Here is a 22,463-nt window from a genome sequence, read left to right on the forward strand (position 1 = left end):
TCCGCGCTCCTTAACTCTTAGCCTGACGCTTCTTAGGGCGACGAGCTGGCTGTTCTTTATCTTTGGAAGGCTCAACAGCAGGCGCCATGCCACCGATAACCTCACCCTTAAAGATCCAGACCTTGACACCCAGAATACCGTAAGTGGTCAGTGCTTCATAATGTGCATAATCGATGTCAGCACGCAGGGTGTGCAGTGGCACACGACCTTCGCGGTACCATTCAGTACGCGCAATTTCAGCACCGCCAAGACGGCCACTCAGTTGAACCTTGATACCCTTGGCACCCAGACGCATGGCGTTCTGGACAGAGCGCTTCATGGCACGACGGAACATCACACGACGCTCCAGCTGGCCAGCGATGCTCTGAGCCACCAGCATGGCGTTCAGTTCAGGCTTGCGGATTTCTTCAATGTTGATGTGCACAGGCACGCCCATCATTTTGGACACCGCCTGACGCAGCTTCTCAACGTCTTCACCCTTCTTGCCAATCACGATACCCGGACGGGCAGTGTGAATGGTCACGCGGGCGCTTTGCGCTGGACGCTGGATTTCAACATGGCTTACAGAAGCGTTTTTCAGCTTCTCTTCAATGAAACTGCGCACCGCCAGGTCAGCATTCAGTTTGTCAGCGTAATCGCTGCCATCTGCAAACCAGACTGAACGGTGGGGCTTAACGATGCCCAGGCGAATTCCATTAGGATGTACTTTCTGACCCATCTGACCGCTCCTTAGACCTCTGCAACCTTAACCGTAATATGGCAAGACCGCTTCAGAATGCGATCAGCACGACCCTTGGCACGTGGGCGAATGCGCTTCATCGTCATGCCTTCGTCAACGAAGACAGTAGAGACTTTCAGCTCATCGATGTCCATGCCGTCATTGTGCTCAGCGTTTGCAATAGCAGACTCAAGCACTTTCTTAACCAGAACTGCAGCTTTTTTCGGGCTGTAGCTCAGGAGATCCAGGGCTTCGCCAACTGCCTTGCCGCGGATCTGGTCAGCGACCAGACGCGCTTTCTGGGCAGAAATGCGAGCGCCTTTATGCATAGCAGCAACTTCTTTCATTTCTATACCCTCTTAGCGCTTCTTGGCCTTCTTGTCTGCTGCGTGACCGCGATAAGTACGGGTTGCAGCAAACTCACCCAGCTTGTGGCCAACCATATCTTCGGTAACGAAGACAGGAACGTGCTGACGACCGTTGTGCACAGCCAGAGTCAGACCAACCATGGTTGGGATAATCATGGAGCGGCGAGACCAGGTCTTGATCGGACGCTTGTTGCCGCTTTCAGCCGCTTCTTCGACTTTCTTCAGCAGGTGAAGGTCGATAAATGGGCCTTTTTTCAATGAACGTGGCACTATCGTATCCTCTCTCTAGGCTTACTTCGCGCTGCGACGACGTACGATCATTTTGTCCGTACGCTTGTTGGAACGAGTCTTGCGACCCTTGGTCGGAATACCCCATGGCGTCACAGGATGACGACCACCGGAAGTACGACCTTCACCACCACCATGTGGGTGATCTACCGGGTTCATGGCAACACCACGAACGGTCGGACGCACACCACGCCAGCGCTTAGCACCCGCTTTACCCAGAGAGCGCAGGTTGTGCTCACTGTTAGAGACTTCGCCCAGAGTGGCGCGACAGTCAGCCAATACTTTACGCATTTCACCGGAACGCAGACGCAGGGTAACATAAGCACCGTCACGAGCGACCAGCTGGGCAGAAGCACCAGCACTGCGAATCATCTGAGCGCCTTTACCAGGCTTCATTTCTACACAGTGTACGATGGAACCCTGTGGAATATTGCGCAGAGGCAGAGTATTACCAGCTTTGATCGGGGCATCGACACCGGAGAACAGCTCATCACCGGCTTTCACACCTTTAGGTGCGATAATGTAACGACGCTCACCATCCATGTATTTCAACAGGGCGATGTGCGCAGTACGGTTTGGATCGTATTCCAGACGCTCAACAACAGCTGGAATGCCGTCCTTGTTGCGACGAAAGTCTACGATACGGTAGTGCTGCTTGTGACCACCCCCGCGATGACGGGTAGTGATACGACCAGCATTGTTGCGACCACCAGTTTTGCCTTTCTTTTCCACCAGAGGCGCGTATGGGCGGCCCTTGTGGAGGTCAGGGTTAACTACCTTGACAACGAAGCGGCGACCTGGAGAAGTCGGCTTGCATTTGATTACTGCCATTCTCTAGCTCCTTATTCCGCGTCCGCGAAGTCAATTTCCTGACCTTGCTCCAGGCTGACGTACGCCTTTTTCCAGTCTGAGCGCTGGCCCATACCGAAACGAGTACGCTTGGTCTTGCCCTTAACAACGGCAGTCCTGACAGCTTTAACGCTGACGTCAAACAGCTGCTCAACAGCTTTTTTGATTTCGAGCTTGGTTGCGTCCCTGGCTACCTTGAAGACGTACTGATTGTGCTCTTCAGCAACGACAGTGGTCTTCTCGGAAATGTGCGGACCAAGCAGAACTTTAAAAATACGTTCCTGGTTCATCCCAGCATCTCCTCGAACTTCTTGATGGCAGACACGGTCATCACGACTTTCTCGTGAGCAACCAGGCTAACCGGATCAATACCCTGAACGTCACGAACATCCACATGAGGAATGTTGCGAGCGGCCAGATAAATGTTCTGATCCACTTCATCAGCAACGATCAACGCGCCGTTAGCGTTCAGTTCATTCAGCTTGGCTACAACCAGTTTGGTCTTTGGTGATTCAACAGCGAACTGTTCAACCACAATAAGACGCTCTTGACGAACCAGCTCGGACAAGATGGAACGCAGCGCTGCGCGATACATCTTTTTGTTCAGCTTTTGAGCGTGATTCTGTGGTTTGGCAGCAAATGTCTTGCCGCCCCCGCGCCACAGTGGGCTGCGGATAGTACCGGCGCGTGCACGACCGGAACCTTTCTGACGCCAGGGCTTACGACCACCGCCACTTACGTCGCTGCGGTTTTTCTGAGCTCTGGTGCCTTGACGCGCACCGGCCATGAATGCAACAACCGCCTGGTGAACCAGGGTTTCGTTGAATTCAGTGCCAAAAGTCACGTCTGAGACCTGAACGGCATCTGCACCGTTTACCTTCAGTTCCATCGTCTAATCCCCTCAGGCGTGAGCACGTGCTTTAACTGCTGGACGAACAATAACGTCAGCACCGGTTGCACCAGGTACTGCGCCTTTGACCAGCAGCAGGTTACGCTCGCTATCAACGCGAACGAGTTCCAGGGACTGTACGGTCACGTTTTCAGCGCCCATATGTCCAGCCATTTTCTTGCCTTTGAAGACACGACCAGGAGTCTGACACTGGCCGATAGAGCCAGGTGCACGGTGAGACAGAGAGTTACCGTGGGTAGCGTCCTGCATACGGAAGTTCCAGCGCTTGATAGCACCCTGGAAGCCCTTACCCTTGGACTGACCGGTAACGTCTACTTTCTGACCTTGCTCAAACAGGTCTACACCGATAACGTCGCCCGCTTGGTATTCAGCGTCAGCGTCGATACGGAATTCCCAGAGACCAGAACCAGCTTCAACGCCTGCTTTGGCGAAGTGGCCAGCTTCCGGCTTGCTCAGACGGCTGCTTTTCTTGCTTCCGGAAGTTACCTGAATTGCAGTATATCCGTCGGTTTCCAGGGTTTTCACCTGGGTAACGCGGTTTGGATCTACCTCAATTACGGTAACCGGTATGGAAACACCGTCTTCGGTGAAAACACGGGTCATACCGCGTTTCTTGCCGACTAATCCAATAGTCATTTCAACCTCTCTCGTGTACGGGGCTATTACCCACTATGGCCGCTCACTTCAGAGCTGTTACACAAAAGTGTGCACACTTTGATGGAGAGCCCATGGCCTCATTAACCGAGACTGATCTGCACTTCGACACCGGCTGCCAGATCCAGTTTCATCAGTGCGTCTACAGTTTTTTCGGTGGGCTCGATAATGTCGAGAAGACGCTTATGGGTACGGATTTCATACTGGTCACGAGCGTCTTTGTTGACGTGTGGAGAAATCAGTACGGTAAAGCGTTCTTTTCGTGTTGGCAGAGGGATTGGACCACGAACCTGCGCACCAGTTCTTTTTGCAGTATCAACGATTTCCTGCGTAGACTGGTCAATCAGGCGATGGTCAAAAGCCTTCAGGCGAATACGAATTTGCTGCGCCTGTGAGGACTGCTTTGATTGTTGGCTCATTTTGTTCTAACCATGGCATCTATAAAGAACAAAGTCTGATGAACTATGTCACCTAGACAAAAGGACGCAAAATTCTACTAACCACAAAACTTGCTGTCAACACAAGCTTCCAAACAAGTTTTTGTTATATGGAAGAGCAGAGGGTCATTTTATCAGGCGGGCATGATACATGGCCGGAGGGGGTTCGCTGAATAGGGACAATATGAAGTCGGGCTGAGTAGTCGTCACGGCAGGTTAGTGCACCGCCCCGACATTTCATTATTTACAGGGCATTTATGAGTTTCGCATGGCCACATTTATTTTGACTCCCCCCCTGAATTTTGTAATCCCCATGAACCCGTCATTCTTGATCATTATTCACGCGTTATATCTTTACTATCAAAGTAAAAAGCTGTTAATGAAAAAACAGATCACTCCAATACCACCTCGCACACACAGCCCTTATAGGTGACATAACTTTTGTCTATATAGTAAAGCGAAAGTGCCATTATAATGTCCCACCTTAATTACGGCTTTCTCATCCAAACGATATTTACGGCCTTATTTCATGCAAAATCCAACACTTAAACTCTGGTTGGCGTTCTGCGCACTGCTGCCGCTGGGGATTTTTCTGCTGATCAGCGCCAGCTATCAACCACCGGAGTCTCTGCTGCATTGGCCCTGGATTCCGTCACTGGGTATTGATTTTTCACTCCGCCTTGATGGCCTCAGCGTCCTCTTTGCCAGTTTAATCAGTGGCGTCGGGTTTCTGGTTCAGCTCTATGCCATCGCTTATATGAAACCCTATAAAGGCCGCAGTGCGTTTCACCTCTATCTGACCCTGTTTATGCTGGCCATGCTGGGTCTGGTGCTGGCCGATAACCTGCTGTTGCTGTTCGTATTCTGGGAATTAACCACCCTCACCTCCTATCTGCTGATTGGCTTTAACCACGAACAGGAAAAATCCCGCAAGAACGCCCTGCAAGCCATGCTGGTCACCGGCAGCGGCGGTCTGGCACTGTTGGCGGGCCTGATTATGCTGGGGGAAATGGCGGGCACCTACAGCCTCAGCGCCATCATCACCCAGGGGGCTTCGCTGTCTCAGCACGCCTGGTTTACACCATCACTGTTGCTTGTTTTGCTGGGGGTATTCACCAAATCAGCACAGTTTCCCTTTCATTTCTGGTTGCCCGGTGCCATGGCCGCACCAACCCCCGTCAGTGCCTATCTGCACTCGTCCACCATGGTCAAAGCCGGTGTTTACCTGCTGGCACGACTGCTGCCGGTGTACGGAGACAGCACGTTATGGTTCACGCTGCTGTGCAGTGCCGGTGCCTTTACTGCCCTGTGGTGCGCCCTACAGGCTTACCGTCAAACCGACTTAAAGCTGATGCTTGCCTTCAGTACCAATGTGATTCTTGGCCAGCTGGTGATGCTGATTGGCATCGGCAGCAGCTATGCCATCACTGCCGCGTTACTGTTGATTGCCGCGCACTCCTTTTATAAGGCCGGACTGTTTATGGTGGTCGGCAATATCGATAAGGCCACCGGCACCCGGGAATACCATGAACTGGCGGGCCTGCGTGCGGTGCTGGCCATCAGCTTTACTGCCGCTTTGGTGACCGCTGCGTCAAAGGCGGGTCTGCCACCGTCGTTTGGTTTCCTGTCCAAGGAATATCTCTATAAAGCAGGGCTGGAATTTGGCTGGGTACTTTCCGGCTCCATGCTGCTGGCTAATGCCATTATGGTGGCGCTGGCATTGCTGATCGTCATCAAACCCTTTTTACGGCCTCACCATGCCAAGGCCGCACCGATGAAAGCCGTTGAGCATAATCCGCTGCTCTGGTTGCCCCCCATCGTTCTGGCACTGCTGTCGATCATTGTGCCGCTGGCTCTGTTGAACTGGTATCAGGGTCTGGTGATTGATCCCGCTGCCACGGTAATGCTGGCTACCCCGAAAACGGTGAAGCTCTGGGAAGGGTTAAACCTGCCACTGCTGCTAAGTGCACTCACGTTGTTACTGGGTATCTTGCTCTATGTTGGCTATCCACGCCTGAAGCCCCGGCTCGACCAGCTTATGTCCGGGCTGCCCTCCGGCCCTGCGGTTTATCAGTCCCTGCTGGATGCGGTGGTCAAGCTGGCAAACTGGCAAACCCGGCTGCTACAGCACGGTCAGCTCACTCAATACAGCCTGCAGTTTTTCCTGGTACTACTGGCCTTTCTCGGCACCGTACTCTGGCAAATACACCCCCTGCCACCGATTGATTGGGATCTGAAGTACTACGATATTCTGCTGGCCCTGTTTCTGGTCATCGCCCCGGTGGTGGTGGTCAAGGCCCGCACCCTGCTGTTGGCGGTGACCGCACTGGGCACCATTGGCTTTCTGACCACACTGGTTTTCCTGGTGTACAGCGCCCCGGATGTGGCCAAAACGCAGCTGCTGGTAGAGACCCTGTTGGTGGTCTTTATCGCCATCGTGTTACGCCATCTATCTGCTGCCAACACGGTTCCCCAGCATTCAGCGCTTCGCCGCCTGGTACACGCCGGCGTTGCCGCAGGCATCGGCATCAGCATCACCCTGGCTCTGTGGATTATTACCGCCGAACCCATGAATCAGGCAATCTCCGAGTTCTATGCCCAAACCAGTGTCAGCGGTGGCCGAGGGCGCAATATCGTCAATGTTATCCTGGTGGATTTCCGCGCGTTTGACACCCTCGGAGAAGCCGTTGTGGTGGTGATTGCCGGATTGGCAACCGTCGCGGTACTGGCTGGCAAACGGATTAACCAGATGGTCTCTGAAACCCCCAAGGAGCACCGTTAATGTCATCGATTATCTTTCGTACCAGCGCCCATATCGTCACGGTGCTGATGCTGGTGTTTTCTGTTTACCTGCTGTTGCGTGGCCATAACAATCCCGGCGGCGGGTTTATTGCCGGCCTGATTGCCGTCATTGCCTTTGCCCTGTTAATGCTGGCCGAAACCCCGGCCTATGTGCGTGAGCGCCTGGTCTATTCACCGGCCACCTTTGCCGGTTCTGGTGTGGCCATAGCGCTGTTCGCCGGTCTGCTGCCGCTGTTTTTCGGGCAGCCTTTTCTCTCTGGCCTGTGGCTGGGCAAAGTCGGCAGTCCACTGTTATTTGACGTTGGCGTATACCTCGCTGTCATCGGATCGGTACTGATGATCCTGCTCAATGTTGAAGAGGAGTTAAGTTGATGGAGTTTCTCTGGTGTCTGGTCGTCGGCCTGATGACTGCCTGCGGCGTTTTCCTGATGCTGGAGCGTCATATCGTGCGCTTTCTGTTCGGTATGATTCTGGTCAGTAACGCCATCAACCTGGCCATTTTTGTCGCTGGCCGGTTAACCCGGGGCAATCCGCCACTGATTGCCAGTGATGCCCTGCTCCCGGCCGCCGGTTACGCCAACCCGCTGCCACAGGCGCTGATTCTGACCGCCATTGTGATCGGTTTCGGCCTGTTATTGTTCACCTTACTACTGGCCTACCGCGCCATTAAAGAATTTGGCACCGCTGATATGGACAAAATGCAACATGCGGAGACAGAGCAATGACCCATTGGCTACTGGTTATGCCTGTTTTTATTCCACTGCTGACCGCTACCGCCTGCGCTTTCAGCTTTCGCGCCCGCACCCTGTCATCGATGATCAGCTGGTCCGGAGCCCTCGCCAACCTGTGTATCGCCCTGTTGCTGGTCCAGCAGGTCATTTCCCAGGGCCTGCAGGTAACCGCCTTTGGTGACTGGCAAGCCCCCTTCGGCATTGTCTTTGTCGCCGACCTGCTATCGGCCAGCATGGTGCTGATTACCGCCATTATCGGTGTCGCGATTGTGCTCTACAGCACCACCGATTTGCGCAGCAAACCGTTCTATGGGATCTATCACAGTTTGATTCATGCGCTGCTGGCCGGTGTGATGGGCAGCTTTTTAACCGGCGACATTTTCAATCTCTATGTGTTTTTTGAGGTCATGCTCATTACCTCATTTGGCCTGATGGTGCTCAATGCCAATAAACAGCAGGTGGATGCGGCGGTTAAATACGTGGTGCTCAACCTGATCTCCACCATGGTTTTCCTGTTGGCCATCGGGCTGCTGTATGGCGCTACCGGCACCTTGAATATGGCCGACCTGCACGCCAAAGTTCCGTTACTGCCGGACACCACCATGATGCTGATTTCCGGGTTGTTTCTCTTTGGTTTCGCCATCAAGGCATCGGCGTTCCCGGTCTTCTCCTGGCTGCCAGCGTCCTATCATCATCTGCCCAGCGCCATCGTTGCCCTGTACGCCGCACTGCTGACCAAAGTGGGGGTTTATGCGTTGCTCCGCGTCTTCACTATTGTGTTTGACCTGGTCGATAGCGGCTACCAGCCATTGCTGATGGTGATTGCCGGCCTGACCATGCTCACCGGCGTTCTGGGTGCGGCCAGTCAATTCCATATTAAACGTATTCTGTCGTTTCATATTATCAGTCAGATTGGCTATATGCTGATGGGACTGGCCATCTATACACCGCTGGCCATCACCGGTGCGATTTTCTACATCATCCACCACATTATTGTTAAGGCCAATTTGTTCCTGATCGGCGGCTTCCTGCAGCGCAGACAGGGCAGTGATAACCTGCGTGAGCTGGGTGGCGCTTATCGAAGCATGCCGTGGCTGGCGCTGCTGTTTCTGATTCCGGCGTTCTCTCTGGCGGGCTTTCCACCACTGTCCGGCTTCTGGGGCAAGTTTCTGGTGATCAAGGCAAGCCTGCAAACTGACGCCTATCTGCTGGCGGCCACCGCCCTGTTTGTTGGCCTGATGACTATTTATTCCATGACCAAAATCTGGGCCGAAGCGTTCTGGAAACCACTGCCGGACAATGCCGCTGCACCGATCCCCCTGACCCGGCGGGAAAACTGCCTGTATGTCGTCCCTATTGCGGCACTGGCCGTATTGACCATTCTGATTGGTTTGCTGGTCGAACCCATTTATCAGCTGGCAGAAACCGCTGCAACCAACCTGCTCAATCCACAGCCTTATATTGATGCCGTGCTTGGCAGCGACAGCACGGCTTATTCAGCGCATCTCTCCGTACCAGGAGCCGCTGGAGGAACGCAACCATGAACCTGTTTTTGTTAAACATCCTGCTGGCGTTTGGCTGGATGCTGCTGAACGGCGACTATGGCAGCACCGATTTTACCATTGGTTTTGTGGTCGGTTTTTTTGCCCTGTTGCTGACCGAACCTTTTCGTAATAAACCCCACTACGGCCGCAAATTCCTGGCAGCCCTGAAGCTGCTGGCGGTGTTCCTGTACAAACTGCTGACCAGTAGCCTGCAAGTGGTGTGGGACGTCATCACCCCCACCCACCTGAGCCATCCGGCCATTATCAAAGTGCCGCTGGCGGTTGAATCTGACATGGAGATTATGTTGCTGGCCAATATGGTGTCGCTCACGCCGGGGTCACTGACGCTGGATGTCAGTGAAGATCGCCGGTATTTGATCGTACATGCCATGTTCAGCAAGAACGAACAATCGGTGATCGACGATATCAAAACATCATTGGAGCGTCGTATTCTGGAGGTGACCCGTGACTGACATGATGGTTTTTGCCACTCATTTCGCCTTTGTCGGTTTGTTAGCCAGCCTGGTCCTGGCATTTATCCGACTGTGCAAAGGCCCTTCGCTGGCGGATCGGGTGATTGCCCTGGATCTCATCGCCTTTATCACCATCGGCTTTATTGGTGTATTCACCATTTACAGCAACGCCACGGCATTTATGGATATTGCCATCACCCTGGCCCTGGTGGCGTTTCTCAGCACCATTGCCTTTGCCCGCTTTATTATGCGCGTGCCACTGAGCCAGTCTCGCGCTGATTCGGGTTTAAGTTCAGGAGACAAATCATGATGGATTGGGTCGTCGCCAGCTGTTTAATTGTCGGGGTACTGTTCAGTTTTTTCTCTGCGCTGGGTATTTTACGGATGCCGGATGCTTACATTCGCATGCACTCATCCACCAAAGCGGGGACCATCGGGGTTGGTTTAATTATGGTGGCTGTGGCCCTGCACTTTCAGGGGGTTTCCATCAGTTCCCGGGCCGTCGGGATTATCGCCTTCATCCTGATGACCGCCCCCGTTGCAGCACACCTGATGGGTAAATCGCTGTTGATGAATAATTACCAGATGTGGCGTGGTCATCAGCAGGATTAACTCTTCCCTTCTGAAGCAGGCCTGAAACTTCGGGCCTTTTTTCACTTCGGTGCCTCTTCTTTTCGACGCCGCTTCAGGGATCATGGGGAAATTATTTAAGAACAATCAGTTTGCAAATGAACCTGCTAAAACGACTCCCCCCTTTTATCCTGACATTTTCCTCACTTGTTTCAGTTTTTTTTGCTTTCCCTGTCTTTGATGATTTCTGCCGCACTGACTTGATAAACAAGATTCAAGTACTGGAATTTTCCAACAGTCCCCGAGCCAGCAAGAAATAGATTGCTGTTTTGTGTTTTCGTGGTTGCTCAAACTTGAGCACAAATCTAGGAGCCTGTCCGAGAATAGCGCCCACAGCGAGGATGGCAGAAAATTGAGGATAAAAATTTCGTTTTGTGAGGTGAATAGCGGGGCTATTTGCCGAACAAAACGGAATTTTTAGACCAATTTGCTGCCACCGCACGACTGCATGGATGCAGGAGCTAGAGCAACGCAGGAGCAGTTGCCGCGTAGGGCAGTCTATTCTCGGACAGGCTCCTAGGACAATGAACTTTCTCTTGATTAGATGGTCTTAAAAATCACTGGACAGCGACTGTCCACTTAACAAAAGAGCCATTGATCAAACCAAATTCTTATGGTCGCCATAGTCGGTCGGTCCTAATAATTTGTGATCTGATTTTTCAGTCACCCTGCACAATGAAAATTCCACATTGCTCAGGTCATTATTGCCTGGCTGGGGAGTTCTCAAGGCAAAAATGATTACAACCTTAAATAATGAACTCACTACCCGTTTTACCCGGCTCTTCTTCTGAAGCAGCAAGGATAGGAGCCATAGACAACACTGACCATGGCCAGGATCCAGTCAATACGCCAGAGGTCAAGGTTTCCGTTAAATGTCACATCGGACAACAGCACTGTTTCGATTTCACCTCAACCGGTGACATTTCACTGACCCAGCGGGATATTCAACACCTGTCAGCCCACCTGCCCGGATTTAAGCCACAGCCCGGGAATGGTGACCAGCCCCTGGTGACCGTGGAACACGTCCAGACCAACAGCCGCCCGGCCATCGTGCAACGTGAAGGATACGTTCAGGTTATGGCTCCCGATAACGACATCATGCCGGATACCCTGCCACACCTTCTTTACGGGGCCTGTCGGGTTGAGTGGTTACGAAAAAAACTGTTCCCGGTCCATGCGGCCTGTATCGGCGATGCCTCGGGCTGTTACCTGCTTGCCGGTGCCTCAGGCTCTGGCAAAACCACACTGGTACTGAAGCATGCCCTGCGGCATCTCAAACTGCCAGAACGAAAAATCATCTCGGCAGACAAAACCCTCGTCAGGTTTACCGATGACGGGCAACTCAAAGCCGTTGCGGGCACCAAGACCATTTCGGTGCGTAACCATGATATGCCCAAATGGGAGCCCCTGGTCAGTGCCGGAGTTGCTGAAGCAGGAAAATCTGAACAGTCCCTCACCAGTGTTGGCGACCGGACGCATTTTCAGCTGCCTTCGGATTACTACAGTGACCCGGAATCGGAAGTCCCGATACGGGACATTGTGCTGGTCAAGTTAACCGACGATTTCATGGAAAAAACCCTGACCCCTGAAAGCGCAAGACATCAGCTGTTTAACCTGTTCCTCGACAAGCAGCGCGAGGATATTCTGATTGGTGATTATGATGCCGTCCTTGATGGAACCGTTCCTCGCGAGGTCAAAGACTACCTGGCGCAGAAGCTCAGTGATTATCTTCGCGAGGACGGGCGGCAAACACGACAGATCAGCGGTCCACTGCAGGACGTTTACCAATCCATCATGCCCACGCTGTCCATGGAGGTGCTGCCAACGGAGAAAAAAAAAAGATAGTGATTGGCATCTGTGGCATTGGCAACGGCCATCTGAACCGTCAGTTGCCCTGCCTCAATTACCTCAGGGACAGAGATCATCAGATCGTCCTGTTCACTTATGGGCAGGCGCTGGAGTATTTCCACAACCATCAGAAGGAGTATCCGGGGGTTCGCGTATGTGAGGTGAACAATCCCTACATTGCTGGCTGTCTGACCGGGCTGGATTTTGAGGCCACCAGTAAGCTGCCACAAAACAACCGCATGAACTTCAACCAAATCAACTTCCGGGCCATGGCAGTAGCGAACCAAAAACTGGGTACTCCGGATCTGGTGATCAGTGATTACGAGCAGGTGTCCGCCCAGTATGCCTACAGCAAGCAGGCTCCGCTGATCACCAGCGACCAGCAAAGCAAGTTTTTAACCGGCAGCTTCATACCTGATCTGGCGGGTACGTCATTTCGGGATGAACGGGAGCGGCTGTCACTTTTCTTTCCCCGTGCCGACAGGCGTTTGGCAATCTCTTTCTTCAACGTTCAACCTGATATTCAAGAGCAACAGCGCAGGGATATTGCCAATGTAACCCTGCTGCCACCGGTGATTCGTCCGGAAATCATTGCTGCCAAAGAACAAGGCCATGGCACAACGGCCTCGTTACTGATGTACATTACTGCCCAGTCGTGGACCTCTCTGCCTATTGATCAATGGCTACAGACCGTCCAGGAGAATGTACCAGACGACATCACAGTACATATATTTTTACCCATACAGTGTCTGCTTCCTGCTGATAGTGAGTGTTGTCGGTTTTATCACCATGGCGACGCCCAATTTGTTTCATTACTCGCGGCCTGCACCGGGGTGATCTCCACCGCAGGACACACACTGCTGTCAGAAGCCATGTACCTGAACAAGCCCGTCTATGCCATACCCCTGAAAAATCTGTATGAACAGCAGATCAATGCCAAAGTGATTGGCGACAACCAGTTTGGGATAAACTCGGGGGAGCTGAGTGCAGAAAAACTGAAAACGTTTATTGCCAACCTGGCTTTTTATTCCGACAACATCGGCAAAGATAATACCGTGCTTTTGCGGGGCAATGGCAAAGACCAGGTTATCCAGATCGTTGAGCAGACGCTGCAGGAAAACCAGCGCCCTGTTCAGGAGCCCTCCCCCTGCCAGGAGATCACATTTTCCAGCACGGATTCAGGGGCAGAAAAAAAGATACTGTTTAATGCAGAACCCTTCGGTTTTGGCCCTTCTGCTGCCATCGGGGAAATATTTCCTTACGTGCGCAAACAGGCCAGACACCTCGCCTATATCGGCGAAAAGCACACCCTCGATATTCAGTCCAAGTACCCCTATAACCGAATCATTGACTGCACCGGACAGGGCTCTGCCACCGACCGAAAAGAAAAGTACCTCCGCCACCTGCGTGAATACGATCTGTTTATCACCGCCTGTGATCTGGAGGTTGCCGGGTGGGCCAAAGAAGCAGGCCTTGAGGTCATCGTATATGATCCACTGTCCTGGTACTGGAAAGAGGTGTCTCCAGCCATTACCCATGCCGACCTCTATCTGGTACAGAACTTTCTCACCGTGCAGGAGCGGTTACAGGAAAACAGGAATAAACTGCCGGAAACCATCGTCGTACCTTCCATTGTTTCCGGCCTGCAGCGTCCTCAGGATAGGCACCCCCAAACCAATACGGCCAGTCTGTTGCTGGTCAATACCGGTGGGCTGATGAATCCCCTGGTGACTTCTTCCATCATGGTGAACTACGCAAAAATCATCATGAACTGCATCAACCAGACCCTTGGCAGTCACTACGACCAGCTCCAATTTCTGGGCAGCCGCACCCTGGCAGAGGCCACAGGGGACCAGTTTGAGGTCCAGACACTGACACCTGATCAAGTGCAGGATGTTTTGCAGCAATCAACAGTGGCCCTGATGACCCCGGGACTTGGCAACATATTTGAGGCGGCCGCCCTGGGGAAAAAAATTATCTGGCTGCCTCCGGCCAATGACAGCCAGGGCCAGCAGTTAAGACTGCTCAAGCAAAATCACATGGTGGATGCCAGCATTGACTGGCATGACATCTTTCCCGGGACCGCTCCCATTGACTACTTCAAAAGTCAGGAAGAGGTTATGGAATCCATCACTCATCTTATCGAAAGGTTAACGACGGAACCCGGAGCAATCACAACACTCAGCCATCTCATGGCTATTGCTCACCAGCAATTGTCCCATACCGACGAGTCATCATTGAGTGAACTTGACCGACGATTTTCCCATGGCGGAGGGAAAGTCATTGCTGATCAGATTCTGCAAAGACTACATAAACAAAACACCCTGAAGGAGGAGGAAAAACAATGAACCCACTGGCACGCCCCAATTGCAGTAACAATACCTTTAAAGAGATCAGTTATACCGATCATAAAGTTTACGATGGACAGCGGGCTGACCCGAAAGTCATCAAAGAAGCCTTTGTGGAGCATGGTTACATCGTTGCCGGGAATGTTTCCACTGAAGCGGATCGTAACAGTGCCGTCAGCCTGTTGCAGCGTCAGGTCAAGCATCATCCGGGAGCCAGCATCAATGGTTTTTTTGAACTGTACCATGATGATGCCCTGGCCCAGCTGAGGCAGAACCCAACCATGGTCAAGCTGTTTGAAACCCTTTGGGATAATAAAAAACTATGGGTGGTATTTGACCGATGCATTTATATGCGGCCAGAAACAGACCATAACAGCTTCCTCCCCCTTCATGTGGATCAAAACCCTCATACCCAGCCCGGTTTCAGTGCAGTTCAAGGCTTACTGGCGCTCAGGGATTGTGATAAAACCACCGGCATGCTGGGTATTATCCCCGGCTCCCATCATGACTTCGGGCAATATAAATCGTGGTCAGATAAAAAACAGGGCTGGATTGAATATCAGGGCGAGGATGTACAAGACCGTTGGCAGACACTCCGGGCTGTGCAATTGAAAGAGGGGGAGATGGTGGTTTGGGATTCTCGCCTGACCCACTCACGATTTAATCCAGACCCGGACTGCGCCGACGACAGGCGCGACCGTATGCTGGCGATGATCAGCTTTCTCCCCGCCTCTGCCGATGAGGCGCTAAGGGAAAAAAGGGTGCACGCCCTGGAAAGTGGCGTAGGCCAATACGATCATGAAGCAGGATTGCGAAAAACGGCAGGTTCTCATATTGAATCATTACGGGTGAACCGGGAAAACCTGACGGAAACAGGCAGGAAAATCTATGGCGTCGAACCTTGGTGAGTACTACCTGACTAGAAAGGAAGCGCTTGATGATACCTTCTTCCCACGGTCCCCCGTGGGAATGCATACCAAATCTCTCCGTAAATTAGCCTCCCATAAAACTCTTATTATTCCGGGCAGAAACAGGCTGTTCCACCTCCTGCAGGCTCCAGCCGTTTATCTGAGTTAATTAATCAAAGGACAATCAGGCTGCCCGTGAACTTCCCGACCTTTGGCCTGTCCATTAAAACCGTGAATCAATGGTTGCGATGTGTCTCGCAGTGCCGGTAATAACTCATTAATAATGGGGCAAATCAATGAGTGACCCTTTGTCTTCAGGTGCCGCCGGTGTCCCGATGGCACCGGATTGGCCTGCACATCTGCCGACAAAAACCTCACCCTCTGACTCCCCGTCCAATATCGCGCTTGCGGAGATAAGTCCTCAGAAACAGCCCTCGCAGAAACAACCTTTATGGCAAACTTTGTGGCAAAGGAGGATTACTGAACTTCCTCCCGAACTGTTGGTCAAGATTTTTGACTACCTTGAATTCGATGATATCCGACGTATCAATGCAACCTGCCTTGCATTTCGGGACGTGGTCACAGAATACAAATACATTCAGGAACTGTCTTATTTTGCCCGGCTTCCCCAATGTTTCCGGGAACAGTTCCAGCAACATGTCTTTGGGCAGAAAAAATCCCGGTGCTTTCATCCATTTGCCACTCCAGCATCACGCTACAACAGAGGGATATCGTTCAGGGACAGGGTAATAAAGAACCTCCCGCAGATGTCCGCACTATTATGCCTTGACACCTTGGGGAGGATGGAATCATGTCCGGCTTATCGTATGGTCAAGCTATTTAAAGTTACGCTCCCTCAGCGTGCAGCATGGAATTCACAGCCACAGACCGGTGCCGCTCTTGAGGTTTGCTTCAGCCGGTCCAGTCATCATCTGTTGTTTTATGGCCGTTGCTTGAATGACTCCCGAATTCTGGCCAGGGATGACCAGGGGCAATGGGCAGAAGAGCACCTGAATTGGTCCGATAACAGCCGCTCCCGGGTGGTTTCCGGGGCAAATTTCAGTCCTTGTGAAAATCGCCTGTTTACCTGGAACGGTAAGAATCGCGCGAATATGTTGCAACCTGCCGACAACCGCTGGAACGAGGACGACACGCTAAAGTTGTCAGGTCATGCGGTCGTGTTCAGCCCCTCGGGGAAATATATGGCGGCCTACAAGCACGAACCTTTCATCGTCTGTCGCATGGACAACAATAATCAATGGCGGAAAGTGAAGGTTAACGGCCTCTCCGGAGAGTTGATTAAACACGCCCTGTTCAGTCCATCGGAGCGATATTTGGCACTCCTCTGGTCGCATCTACCATTTTGTGCGAGTGAAATAACGGTGCTATCTCTGAATGATTGTAGTGCTAAAGTCTGGAAATCACAGAGGTTGGAAAAATGTAAAGATGATTATGTTACTCATGCCCAATTTAGCCCGGTCGCGGATCAGTTTCTGGTGGGTTTTGAAAATCATTATGGCATTCCCGGGCGGGTCTCAATATACAGCCTGGAACCATCGGGGAAATGGGAAGAGACGATGATCTTCCCATACTTTTGTCCGGTTTTCTTGAGTTCTACCGGTCAATATCTGTTCAATAAGGCCTCATTCACGGGCTTCGTGGGCCTTGGCATGCTGCAAGATATGCTGCAAGACAGGGTCAGAGACCGTGATGTGCAGCTATGGCGCATACCGGAAAATTTGTCTGCCGGGTCGCTGGACGACGGTCGCTTGCTGCAGCCGGATGCCGTATCAAGAGCGATTCTTGATTCAGAAATAACGCTCAGACACAATTCTCTGGTGAAAGCGGCGCGGTTCAGTCCGTCTGACAACCACTTAGTGGTCAGCTGCGAGTCGGGTACAGTCTACATCTGGGGGAAGAGCCAGACTGGACAATGGGCAATTGAAACCATCACCGAAGAATGTGCCCCAGTCACCGTACCCTGGTTTAGCCCGTCCGGCCTTCATGTGCTGACCTGGAACCCTTCAATGGTAGGAATCCTCGGGCGCAGCGGTCAACAGCACTGGTCACTCAAAGGGGTTATCAAGCAAGACGGTATTCTGAAAGCCTACTTCAATCCACTATCAGAGCATGAGGTGATGGTCCTGAGCCAAACTCAGAATGGCGACGTTACCAATATCCATTTACAAGTCTGGGAAATAAGAGATGCAGGTACGCCGGATTGAAGACAAATGCGGTATGCATTACCACGCAGAGCGTGGAAATGACGAGATACCGGAGCCTGCTGGATGTCGAACAACCTGTTTCTGTCCGGAAACTTCCTGCCCTCAGGTCTGTCCAATATCACCATAAATCCTTGGTTATGAAGGTTTATAGTACATGGTTTCAATGAGCTTGACGTGTACAATCCCCGTTCACCCTGAGCGGAGTCGAAGGGTGCTTGGCACGATCTATCAGAGTCCGGAGCTTCCGCCCTTCGACAGGCTCAGGACGAACGGAGTGCGGAGGCATGACAACCCGTCAAACTCATTGAAACCATGTACTACCAGTAATGCCGGTAATAACTCATTAAGAATGTAGTAAGTCAATGAGCGACCCTCTGTTTCCAGGGGCTGTCGGCGCTTCGATTGCACCGGATTGGCCTGCAAATGAGCCTGCTAAAACGCCCCTCCCCGGCTCCCCACGCGCTATCGCACTCCCGGAGGCAAGTCCGCAGACACAGTTTCCGCAACAACAGCCGTTGTGGCAAAGAAGGATTACTGAACTCCCTCCCGAACTTTTGGCCATAATTTTTGACCACCTTGAATTCGATGACATCCGGCAAGTTAATGCAACCTGCCTGGCTTTCCGGGAAGTGGTGAAAGAATACAATTATATTCAGGAACTGTCTTATTTTGCCCGACTTCCCCGATGTTTCCGGGAACAGTTCCAGCAACATGTCTTTGGGCAGAAAAAATCCCGGTGCTTTCATCCATTTGCCACTCCGGCATCACGCAACAACAGAGGGATATCGTTCAGGGACAGGATAATAAAGAACCTCCCGCAGATGTCCGCAATACTATGCCTTGAAACCCTGGAGAGGATGGAAAGATGTCCGGCTTACCGTCTGGTTCCGCAACGCAAAGTCACTCTGCCTCTGTCTGAAGCAAGGTGTCAAGAGCTTCATCCCGATCCCGTTTATGATGTTTGCTTCAGCCCGTCCGGTCGTCATCTGCTGTTTTATGGCCGTTGTTTGAATGGCTCCCGAATTCTGGCCAGGGATGACCAGGGGCAATGGGCAGAAGAGCACCTCAATTGGTCCGATAACAGCGGCAGTCGGGTGATTACCAGGGCAAGCTTCAGTGCTTGCACAAATCACCTGTTAACCCGGAGCGCTGAGGGCAACATTAATACCTGGCTACCTGCACACCGCTGCTGGAACGATGCCAGCATGGTAACGTTGCCGGATCAGACTGTCGAATTCAGCCTTTCAGGGAAATATATGGTGACCTACGGCAGGTACAATCATGTGATCACCTGGCGCATGGGTGAAAATAACAAGTGGCTGAAAATGAAGATTCGTGGCCTACCCACCGGAGTATTCGCTGATGACGTCCGGTTCAGTCCATCGGAGCAGCATTTGATGTTGCGCTGGTCGGCTCCACAGGGAGAGGGTGGGCAAATGGCTATGTTATCGCTGGATGGTCCCGACGCCTGGTCAGTACAGCCGTTAAATTTATTAAGCAAAGGTATTGTTGCTTTTTCCCACTTCAGCCAAGTGGCGGATCAGCTTCTGATGGGTATTAGCGAACTTCCTGTCAAATGCGGGCGGGTCTCAATTTACAGCCCGGAACCATCGGGGAAATGGGAGGAGACAATAATCTTCCCATACTTGTATCCGCTTCGCTTCAGCCCTGCCGGTAAATACGTATTCAGTGAATGCAGCACCAGTGGCCGTCATGCGTTGCTATGGCGCAGACCGGAAAAATTATCTGACTGGTCTCTTGACCACTGTCGTTTTCCTCAGTTGGATGAAGCATCAAGAGCGAGGCTTGACTCAGCTATCATGCTCAAACATGACTCCCGTGTGGATACGGTGCTGTTCAATCCGTCTGACAGCCACTTACTGGTCTGCTGCAGGCCAGATACAGTCCATATCTGGGGGAAGAACCAGGCAGGAGAATGGTCAATTCAAACCACCACCAGGGAGTGCGCCCCGACCACCACCCCCTGCTTTAGCCTGTCCGGCATTCATGCGCTGACTTGTAACTCTTCAATGGTAGGAATCCTGGGGCGCAACGGTCAACAGCACTGGTCACTCAAAGGGGTTATCAAGCAAGACGGTATTCTGCAAGCCTACTTCAATCCGCTATCAGAGTATGAGGTGGTGGTCCTGAGCCAAACTAAGAATGGCGACGTTACCAATATCAGTTTACAAGTCTGGGAAATAAGAGATGCTGGTACGCCGGATTGAAGGCAAATCCGGTATGCATTACCACGCAGAGCGTAGAAATGAGGAGATAGCGGAGCCTGCAAGATGTCAAACAACCTGTTTCTGTCCGGAAACTTCCTGCCCTCAGGTCTGTCCAATATCACCATAAATCCATGGTTATGAAGGTTCTGGTACATAACTCATTAAGAATGGAGCATGTCAATGAGCGACCCTCTGTTTCCAGGGGCTGTCGGTGCTTCAATTGCACCGGATTGGCCTGCCAGTGAGCCTGCTGAAACGACACCCTCCAGCTCCGCTACCGCGCTCCCGGAGGCAAGCCCGCAGACACAGTTTCCGCAACAATTTCCGCAAAAACAGCCGTTGTGGCAAAGAAGGATTACTGAACTCCCCCCCGAACTTTTGGTCATGATTTTTGACCACCTTGAATTCGATGACATCCCGCAAGTTAATGCAACCTGCCAGGCTTTCCGGGAAGTGGTGAAAGAATACAATTATATTCAGGAACTGTCTTATTTTGCCCGACTTCCGCAATCCTTCCGGGAACAATACCGGCAAACAGCCCCGTGGCAGAAAAAATCCTGGTGCTTTCATCCATTTGCCACTCCAGCATCACCTGATAGAGGGATATCGTTCAGGAACAGGATAATAAAGAGCCTCCCTCAGATGTCCGCACTACTAAGCCTTGACACCTTGCGGAGGATGGAATCATGCCCGGCTTACCGCCTGGTTCCGCGACACAAAGTCACTCTCCCGCTGCGTGAAGCGGGTGAACCATATAAACAGACCGAAGCTATTGTTGATTTTTGCTTAAGCCAGTCCAGTCGTCATCTGTTGTTCTATGGCCGTTTTTTGAATGGCTCCCGAATTCTGGCCAGGGATGACCAGGGGCAATGGGCAGAAGAGCACGTCAATTGGTCCGATAACAGCGGCAGTCGGGTGATTACCAAGGCAAATTTCAGTGCTTGCGCAAATCGCCTGTTAACCCGCAGCAGTGAGGGTTACGTTAATACCTTACGGTCTGCTAACAGCTGTTGGGAGGAAGTCGGCAAGGAAACTTTGCCGAATCAGACTGTCCAATTCAGCCCTTCCGGGAAATATATGGTGACCTGTGATGAGGACAATCAGGTACTCGTCTGGTGCATGGACGAAAATAATAATGATTGGCTGAAAATGGAGGTTTCCGGCCTCTCCCCCAGAGCGTTGATTGGTCAAGTTCAGTTCAGTCCATCGGAGCGGTATCTGTTACTGCACACGCTGGATAAAAGGACCATTTTATCTCTGGATGATTGTGGAGTCTGGTCAGCCCAGCATTCAATATTAATAAGTGAATATAGCGGTTATGCCTGCTTCAGCCCAGTGGAAGATCAGCTTCTGGTATGTATTGAACACAACCCCTTGAGTCCCGGACGGGTCGCAATTCACAGCCCGGATCCATCGGGGAAATGGCAAGAGACGGTGATATTCCCGACATTCTTTCCGCTTCAATTCAGCTCTACCGGTAAATACCTGTTCGCTAAATCTAATACCATTGGTGGTCCGACGCCTTGCCAGGATTTGCTGCTATGGCACAGACCGGAAAATTGGTCTGACTGGTCGCTGAACCCGTGTCTCTCGCCGGAGTTGAATTCCGCGTCAAGGCTTGAATCAGCCATAAGGCTCAAGCATGATTTCGCAGTGTATCAGACACTATTCAGCCCGTCTGACAGTCACGTGCTGACCACCAGCTATGATGCGGACAGCACAATCTGTATCTGGGAGGAGAGCCAGGCAGGGACATGGTCAAAACAAATCATCACCAGGGAGTATACCCCAGCCATCACCCTCTTTAGCCTGTCAGGCATTCATGCGCTGACTTGTAACCGTCACATGGTAGGAATCCTGGGGCGCAACGATCAAAAACACTGGTCACTCAAGGGGAAGATCGAGCAAGACGATATCATGACAGCATGCTTCAATCCCATGTCAGAGCATGAAGTGGCGGTCTTGAGCCATTCCAGGGAAGGCAATATGACCAATTTCACTCTACAAGTTTGGGAAATAAGAGATGCTGATACGTCGGATTGAAGACAATGGCCTGCTGTTTCGAACTGGTGAGTAGACCGACGGAACTTCCCCGCCAGCCCCTCGTAAAACGGTACGTGAACCTCTCTGACGCCGCCCCTTCGCTCCACTCCCATTACAGAAGCTTCAACACTACTCGACAATATGCTCCTGCATTGTCTACCGATTACGTCCATGTAATCGTACGAACGGCTCCGCCCCAGTGCGCAGCATCGGTACTCAAGCCCTTGCAGGTCCCCCACTTGGGAGTCTCCCTTAACATCCGCACGACTGGTTCCCACAGTTCCATAGGAAAGCCCAGTACAGAGTCATGCCTTGGACGCCCTGGATACAGCCAGACAGGCTTATAGAATGAGCAACAATGATTTTGGAGCCTTAATCCAGTTTCGGTTACAGACAGAGTCGCAGTGATAGCTGGATAGTGGCCAGGTTTTACAATTCCAGTTTATCGTCTTTCAAGTC

At 52.0% G+C, this 22,463-nt stretch carries 21 protein-coding genes; 13 read left to right on the forward strand and 8 right to left on the reverse strand.

All coding sequences use genetic code 11. The features are described 5' to 3' along the window. Window positions 1–10: 10 nt before the first annotated feature. From rpsC to rpsJ, 8 genes are all read right to left on the reverse strand, one after another. The gene (gene rpsC / locus ACO6UY_RS13025) at window positions 11–718 is read right to left on the reverse strand and encodes a 30S ribosomal protein S3 (protein WP_422447490.1); all 708 of its coding nucleotides are present in this window, start codon (window positions 716–718) and stop codon (window positions 11–13) included. Window positions 719–729: 11 nt separating this feature from the next. Then, complete coding sequence (gene rplV / locus ACO6UY_RS13030) at window positions 730–1,065, reverse strand: 50S ribosomal protein L22 (protein WP_066014872.1); 336 nt, start codon at window positions 1,063–1,065, stop codon at window positions 730–732. 12 nt (window positions 1,066–1,077) lie between these two features. Further along, complete coding sequence (gene rpsS, locus ACO6UY_RS13035) at window positions 1,078–1,356, reverse strand: 30S ribosomal protein S19 (RefSeq protein WP_066014871.1); 279 nt, start codon at window positions 1,354–1,356, stop codon at window positions 1,078–1,080. A gap of 21 nt (window positions 1,357–1,377) precedes the next feature. After that, window positions 1,378–2,205 (reverse strand): 50S ribosomal protein L2, encoded by an 828-nt coding sequence (gene rplB, locus ACO6UY_RS13040; protein ID WP_209276240.1) that lies wholly within the window; start codon window positions 2,203–2,205, stop codon window positions 1,378–1,380. Between the two features lie 11 nt (window positions 2,206–2,216). Continuing rightward, a complete protein-coding gene (gene rplW, locus ACO6UY_RS13045; protein WP_422447493.1) occupies window positions 2,217–2,513 on the reverse strand; it encodes a 50S ribosomal protein L23 in 297 nt (98 codons plus the stop codon). Continuing rightward, on the reverse strand, window positions 2,510–3,112 hold the full coding sequence (rplD, locus tag ACO6UY_RS13050; RefSeq protein ID WP_269672620.1) for a 50S ribosomal protein L4: 603 nt from the start codon (window positions 3,110–3,112) through the stop codon (window positions 2,510–2,512). The genes rplW and rplD overlap by 4 nt, the downstream gene beginning before the upstream one ends. A gap of 12 nt (window positions 3,113–3,124) precedes the next feature. Further along, window positions 3,125–3,769: a 50S ribosomal protein L3 gene (gene rplC / locus ACO6UY_RS13055; RefSeq protein ID WP_422447495.1), complete on the reverse strand. Its 645-nt coding sequence runs from the start codon at window positions 3,767–3,769 to the stop codon at window positions 3,125–3,127. A 101-nt stretch (window positions 3,770–3,870) separates the two neighbouring features. Then, window positions 3,871–4,206, reverse strand: coding sequence for a 30S ribosomal protein S10 (gene rpsJ, locus ACO6UY_RS13060; RefSeq protein ID WP_066014867.1), 336 nt, complete (start codon window positions 4,204–4,206; stop codon window positions 3,871–3,873). Between the two features lie 547 nt (window positions 4,207–4,753). Between rpsJ and mbhE the strand changes: the two genes are divergently transcribed. The 13 genes from mbhE (at window position 4,754) to ACO6UY_RS13125 (ending at window position 22,004) form a co-directional block, all read left to right on the forward strand. Continuing rightward, window positions 4,754–7,006 carry a hydrogen gas-evolving membrane-bound hydrogenase subunit E gene (mbhE, locus tag ACO6UY_RS13065; RefSeq protein WP_422490163.1) on the forward strand — a complete coding sequence of 751 codons (2,253 nt, stop codon included), beginning with the start codon at window positions 4,754–4,756 and terminating at the stop codon, window positions 7,004–7,006. After that, window positions 7,006–7,398 (forward strand): MnhB domain-containing protein, encoded by a 393-nt coding sequence (locus ACO6UY_RS13070; RefSeq protein WP_269672616.1) that lies wholly within the window; start codon window positions 7,006–7,008, stop codon window positions 7,396–7,398. The genes mbhE and ACO6UY_RS13070 overlap by 1 nt, the downstream gene beginning before the upstream one ends. Further along, window positions 7,398–7,751, forward strand: coding sequence for a Na+/H+ antiporter subunit C (locus ACO6UY_RS13075; RefSeq protein ID WP_209201934.1), 354 nt, complete (start codon window positions 7,398–7,400; stop codon window positions 7,749–7,751). The genes ACO6UY_RS13070 and ACO6UY_RS13075 overlap by 1 nt, the downstream gene beginning before the upstream one ends. Further along, window positions 7,748–9,301, forward strand: coding sequence for a proton-conducting transporter membrane subunit (locus tag ACO6UY_RS13080; RefSeq protein ID WP_422490165.1), 1,554 nt, complete (start codon window positions 7,748–7,750; stop codon window positions 9,299–9,301). Before ACO6UY_RS13075 ends, ACO6UY_RS13080 begins: the two co-directional genes overlap by 4 nt. After that, complete coding sequence (locus ACO6UY_RS13085) at window positions 9,298–9,774, forward strand: Na+/H+ antiporter subunit E (RefSeq protein ID WP_269676833.1); 477 nt, start codon at window positions 9,298–9,300, stop codon at window positions 9,772–9,774. The genes ACO6UY_RS13080 and ACO6UY_RS13085 overlap by 4 nt, the downstream gene beginning before the upstream one ends. 1 nt (window position 9,775) lies before the next feature. After that, window positions 9,776–10,084 carry a cation:proton antiporter gene (locus tag ACO6UY_RS13090; RefSeq protein WP_422467171.1) on the forward strand — a complete coding sequence of 103 codons (309 nt, stop codon included), beginning with the start codon at window positions 9,776–9,778 and terminating at the stop codon, window positions 10,082–10,084. After that, window positions 10,081–10,386: a monovalent cation/H(+) antiporter subunit G gene (gene mnhG / locus ACO6UY_RS13095; RefSeq protein WP_101749109.1), complete on the forward strand. Its 306-nt coding sequence runs from the start codon at window positions 10,081–10,083 to the stop codon at window positions 10,384–10,386. Before ACO6UY_RS13090 ends, mnhG begins: the two co-directional genes overlap by 4 nt. A gap of 771 nt (window positions 10,387–11,157) precedes the next feature. Then, window positions 11,158–12,249, forward strand: coding sequence for a hypothetical protein (locus ACO6UY_RS13100; RefSeq protein ID WP_422490167.1), 1,092 nt, complete (start codon window positions 11,158–11,160; stop codon window positions 12,247–12,249). After that, complete coding sequence (locus ACO6UY_RS13105; protein WP_422490169.1) at window positions 12,249–14,600, forward strand: glycosyltransferase family protein; 2,352 nt, start codon at window positions 12,249–12,251, stop codon at window positions 14,598–14,600. Before ACO6UY_RS13100 ends, ACO6UY_RS13105 begins: the two co-directional genes overlap by 1 nt. Then, the gene (locus ACO6UY_RS13110) at window positions 14,597–15,508 is read left to right on the forward strand and encodes a phytanoyl-CoA dioxygenase family protein (RefSeq protein ID WP_422466064.1); all 912 of its coding nucleotides are present in this window, start codon (window positions 14,597–14,599) and stop codon (window positions 15,506–15,508) included. Before ACO6UY_RS13105 ends, ACO6UY_RS13110 begins: the two co-directional genes overlap by 4 nt. Window positions 15,509–15,804: 296 nt before the next feature. Then, window positions 15,805–17,733 carry an F-box/WD repeat-containing protein gene (locus ACO6UY_RS13115; RefSeq protein ID WP_422490171.1) on the forward strand — a complete coding sequence of 643 codons (1,929 nt, stop codon included), beginning with the start codon at window positions 15,805–15,807 and terminating at the stop codon, window positions 17,731–17,733. A gap of 362 nt (window positions 17,734–18,095) precedes the next feature. Continuing rightward, complete coding sequence (locus tag ACO6UY_RS13120; protein WP_422490173.1) at window positions 18,096–19,961, forward strand: hypothetical protein; 1,866 nt, start codon at window positions 18,096–18,098, stop codon at window positions 19,959–19,961. 180 nt (window positions 19,962–20,141) lie between these two features. Beyond that, the gene (locus ACO6UY_RS13125) at window positions 20,142–22,004 is read left to right on the forward strand and encodes an F-box-like domain-containing protein (RefSeq protein WP_422461430.1); all 1,863 of its coding nucleotides are present in this window, start codon (window positions 20,142–20,144) and stop codon (window positions 22,002–22,004) included. Window positions 22,005–22,463: the final 459 nt, after the last annotated feature.

Source organism: Endozoicomonas sp. ALE010 (assembly GCF_049310165.1).
Classification (GTDB): domain Bacteria; phylum Pseudomonadota; class Gammaproteobacteria; order Pseudomonadales; family Endozoicomonadaceae; genus Endozoicomonas.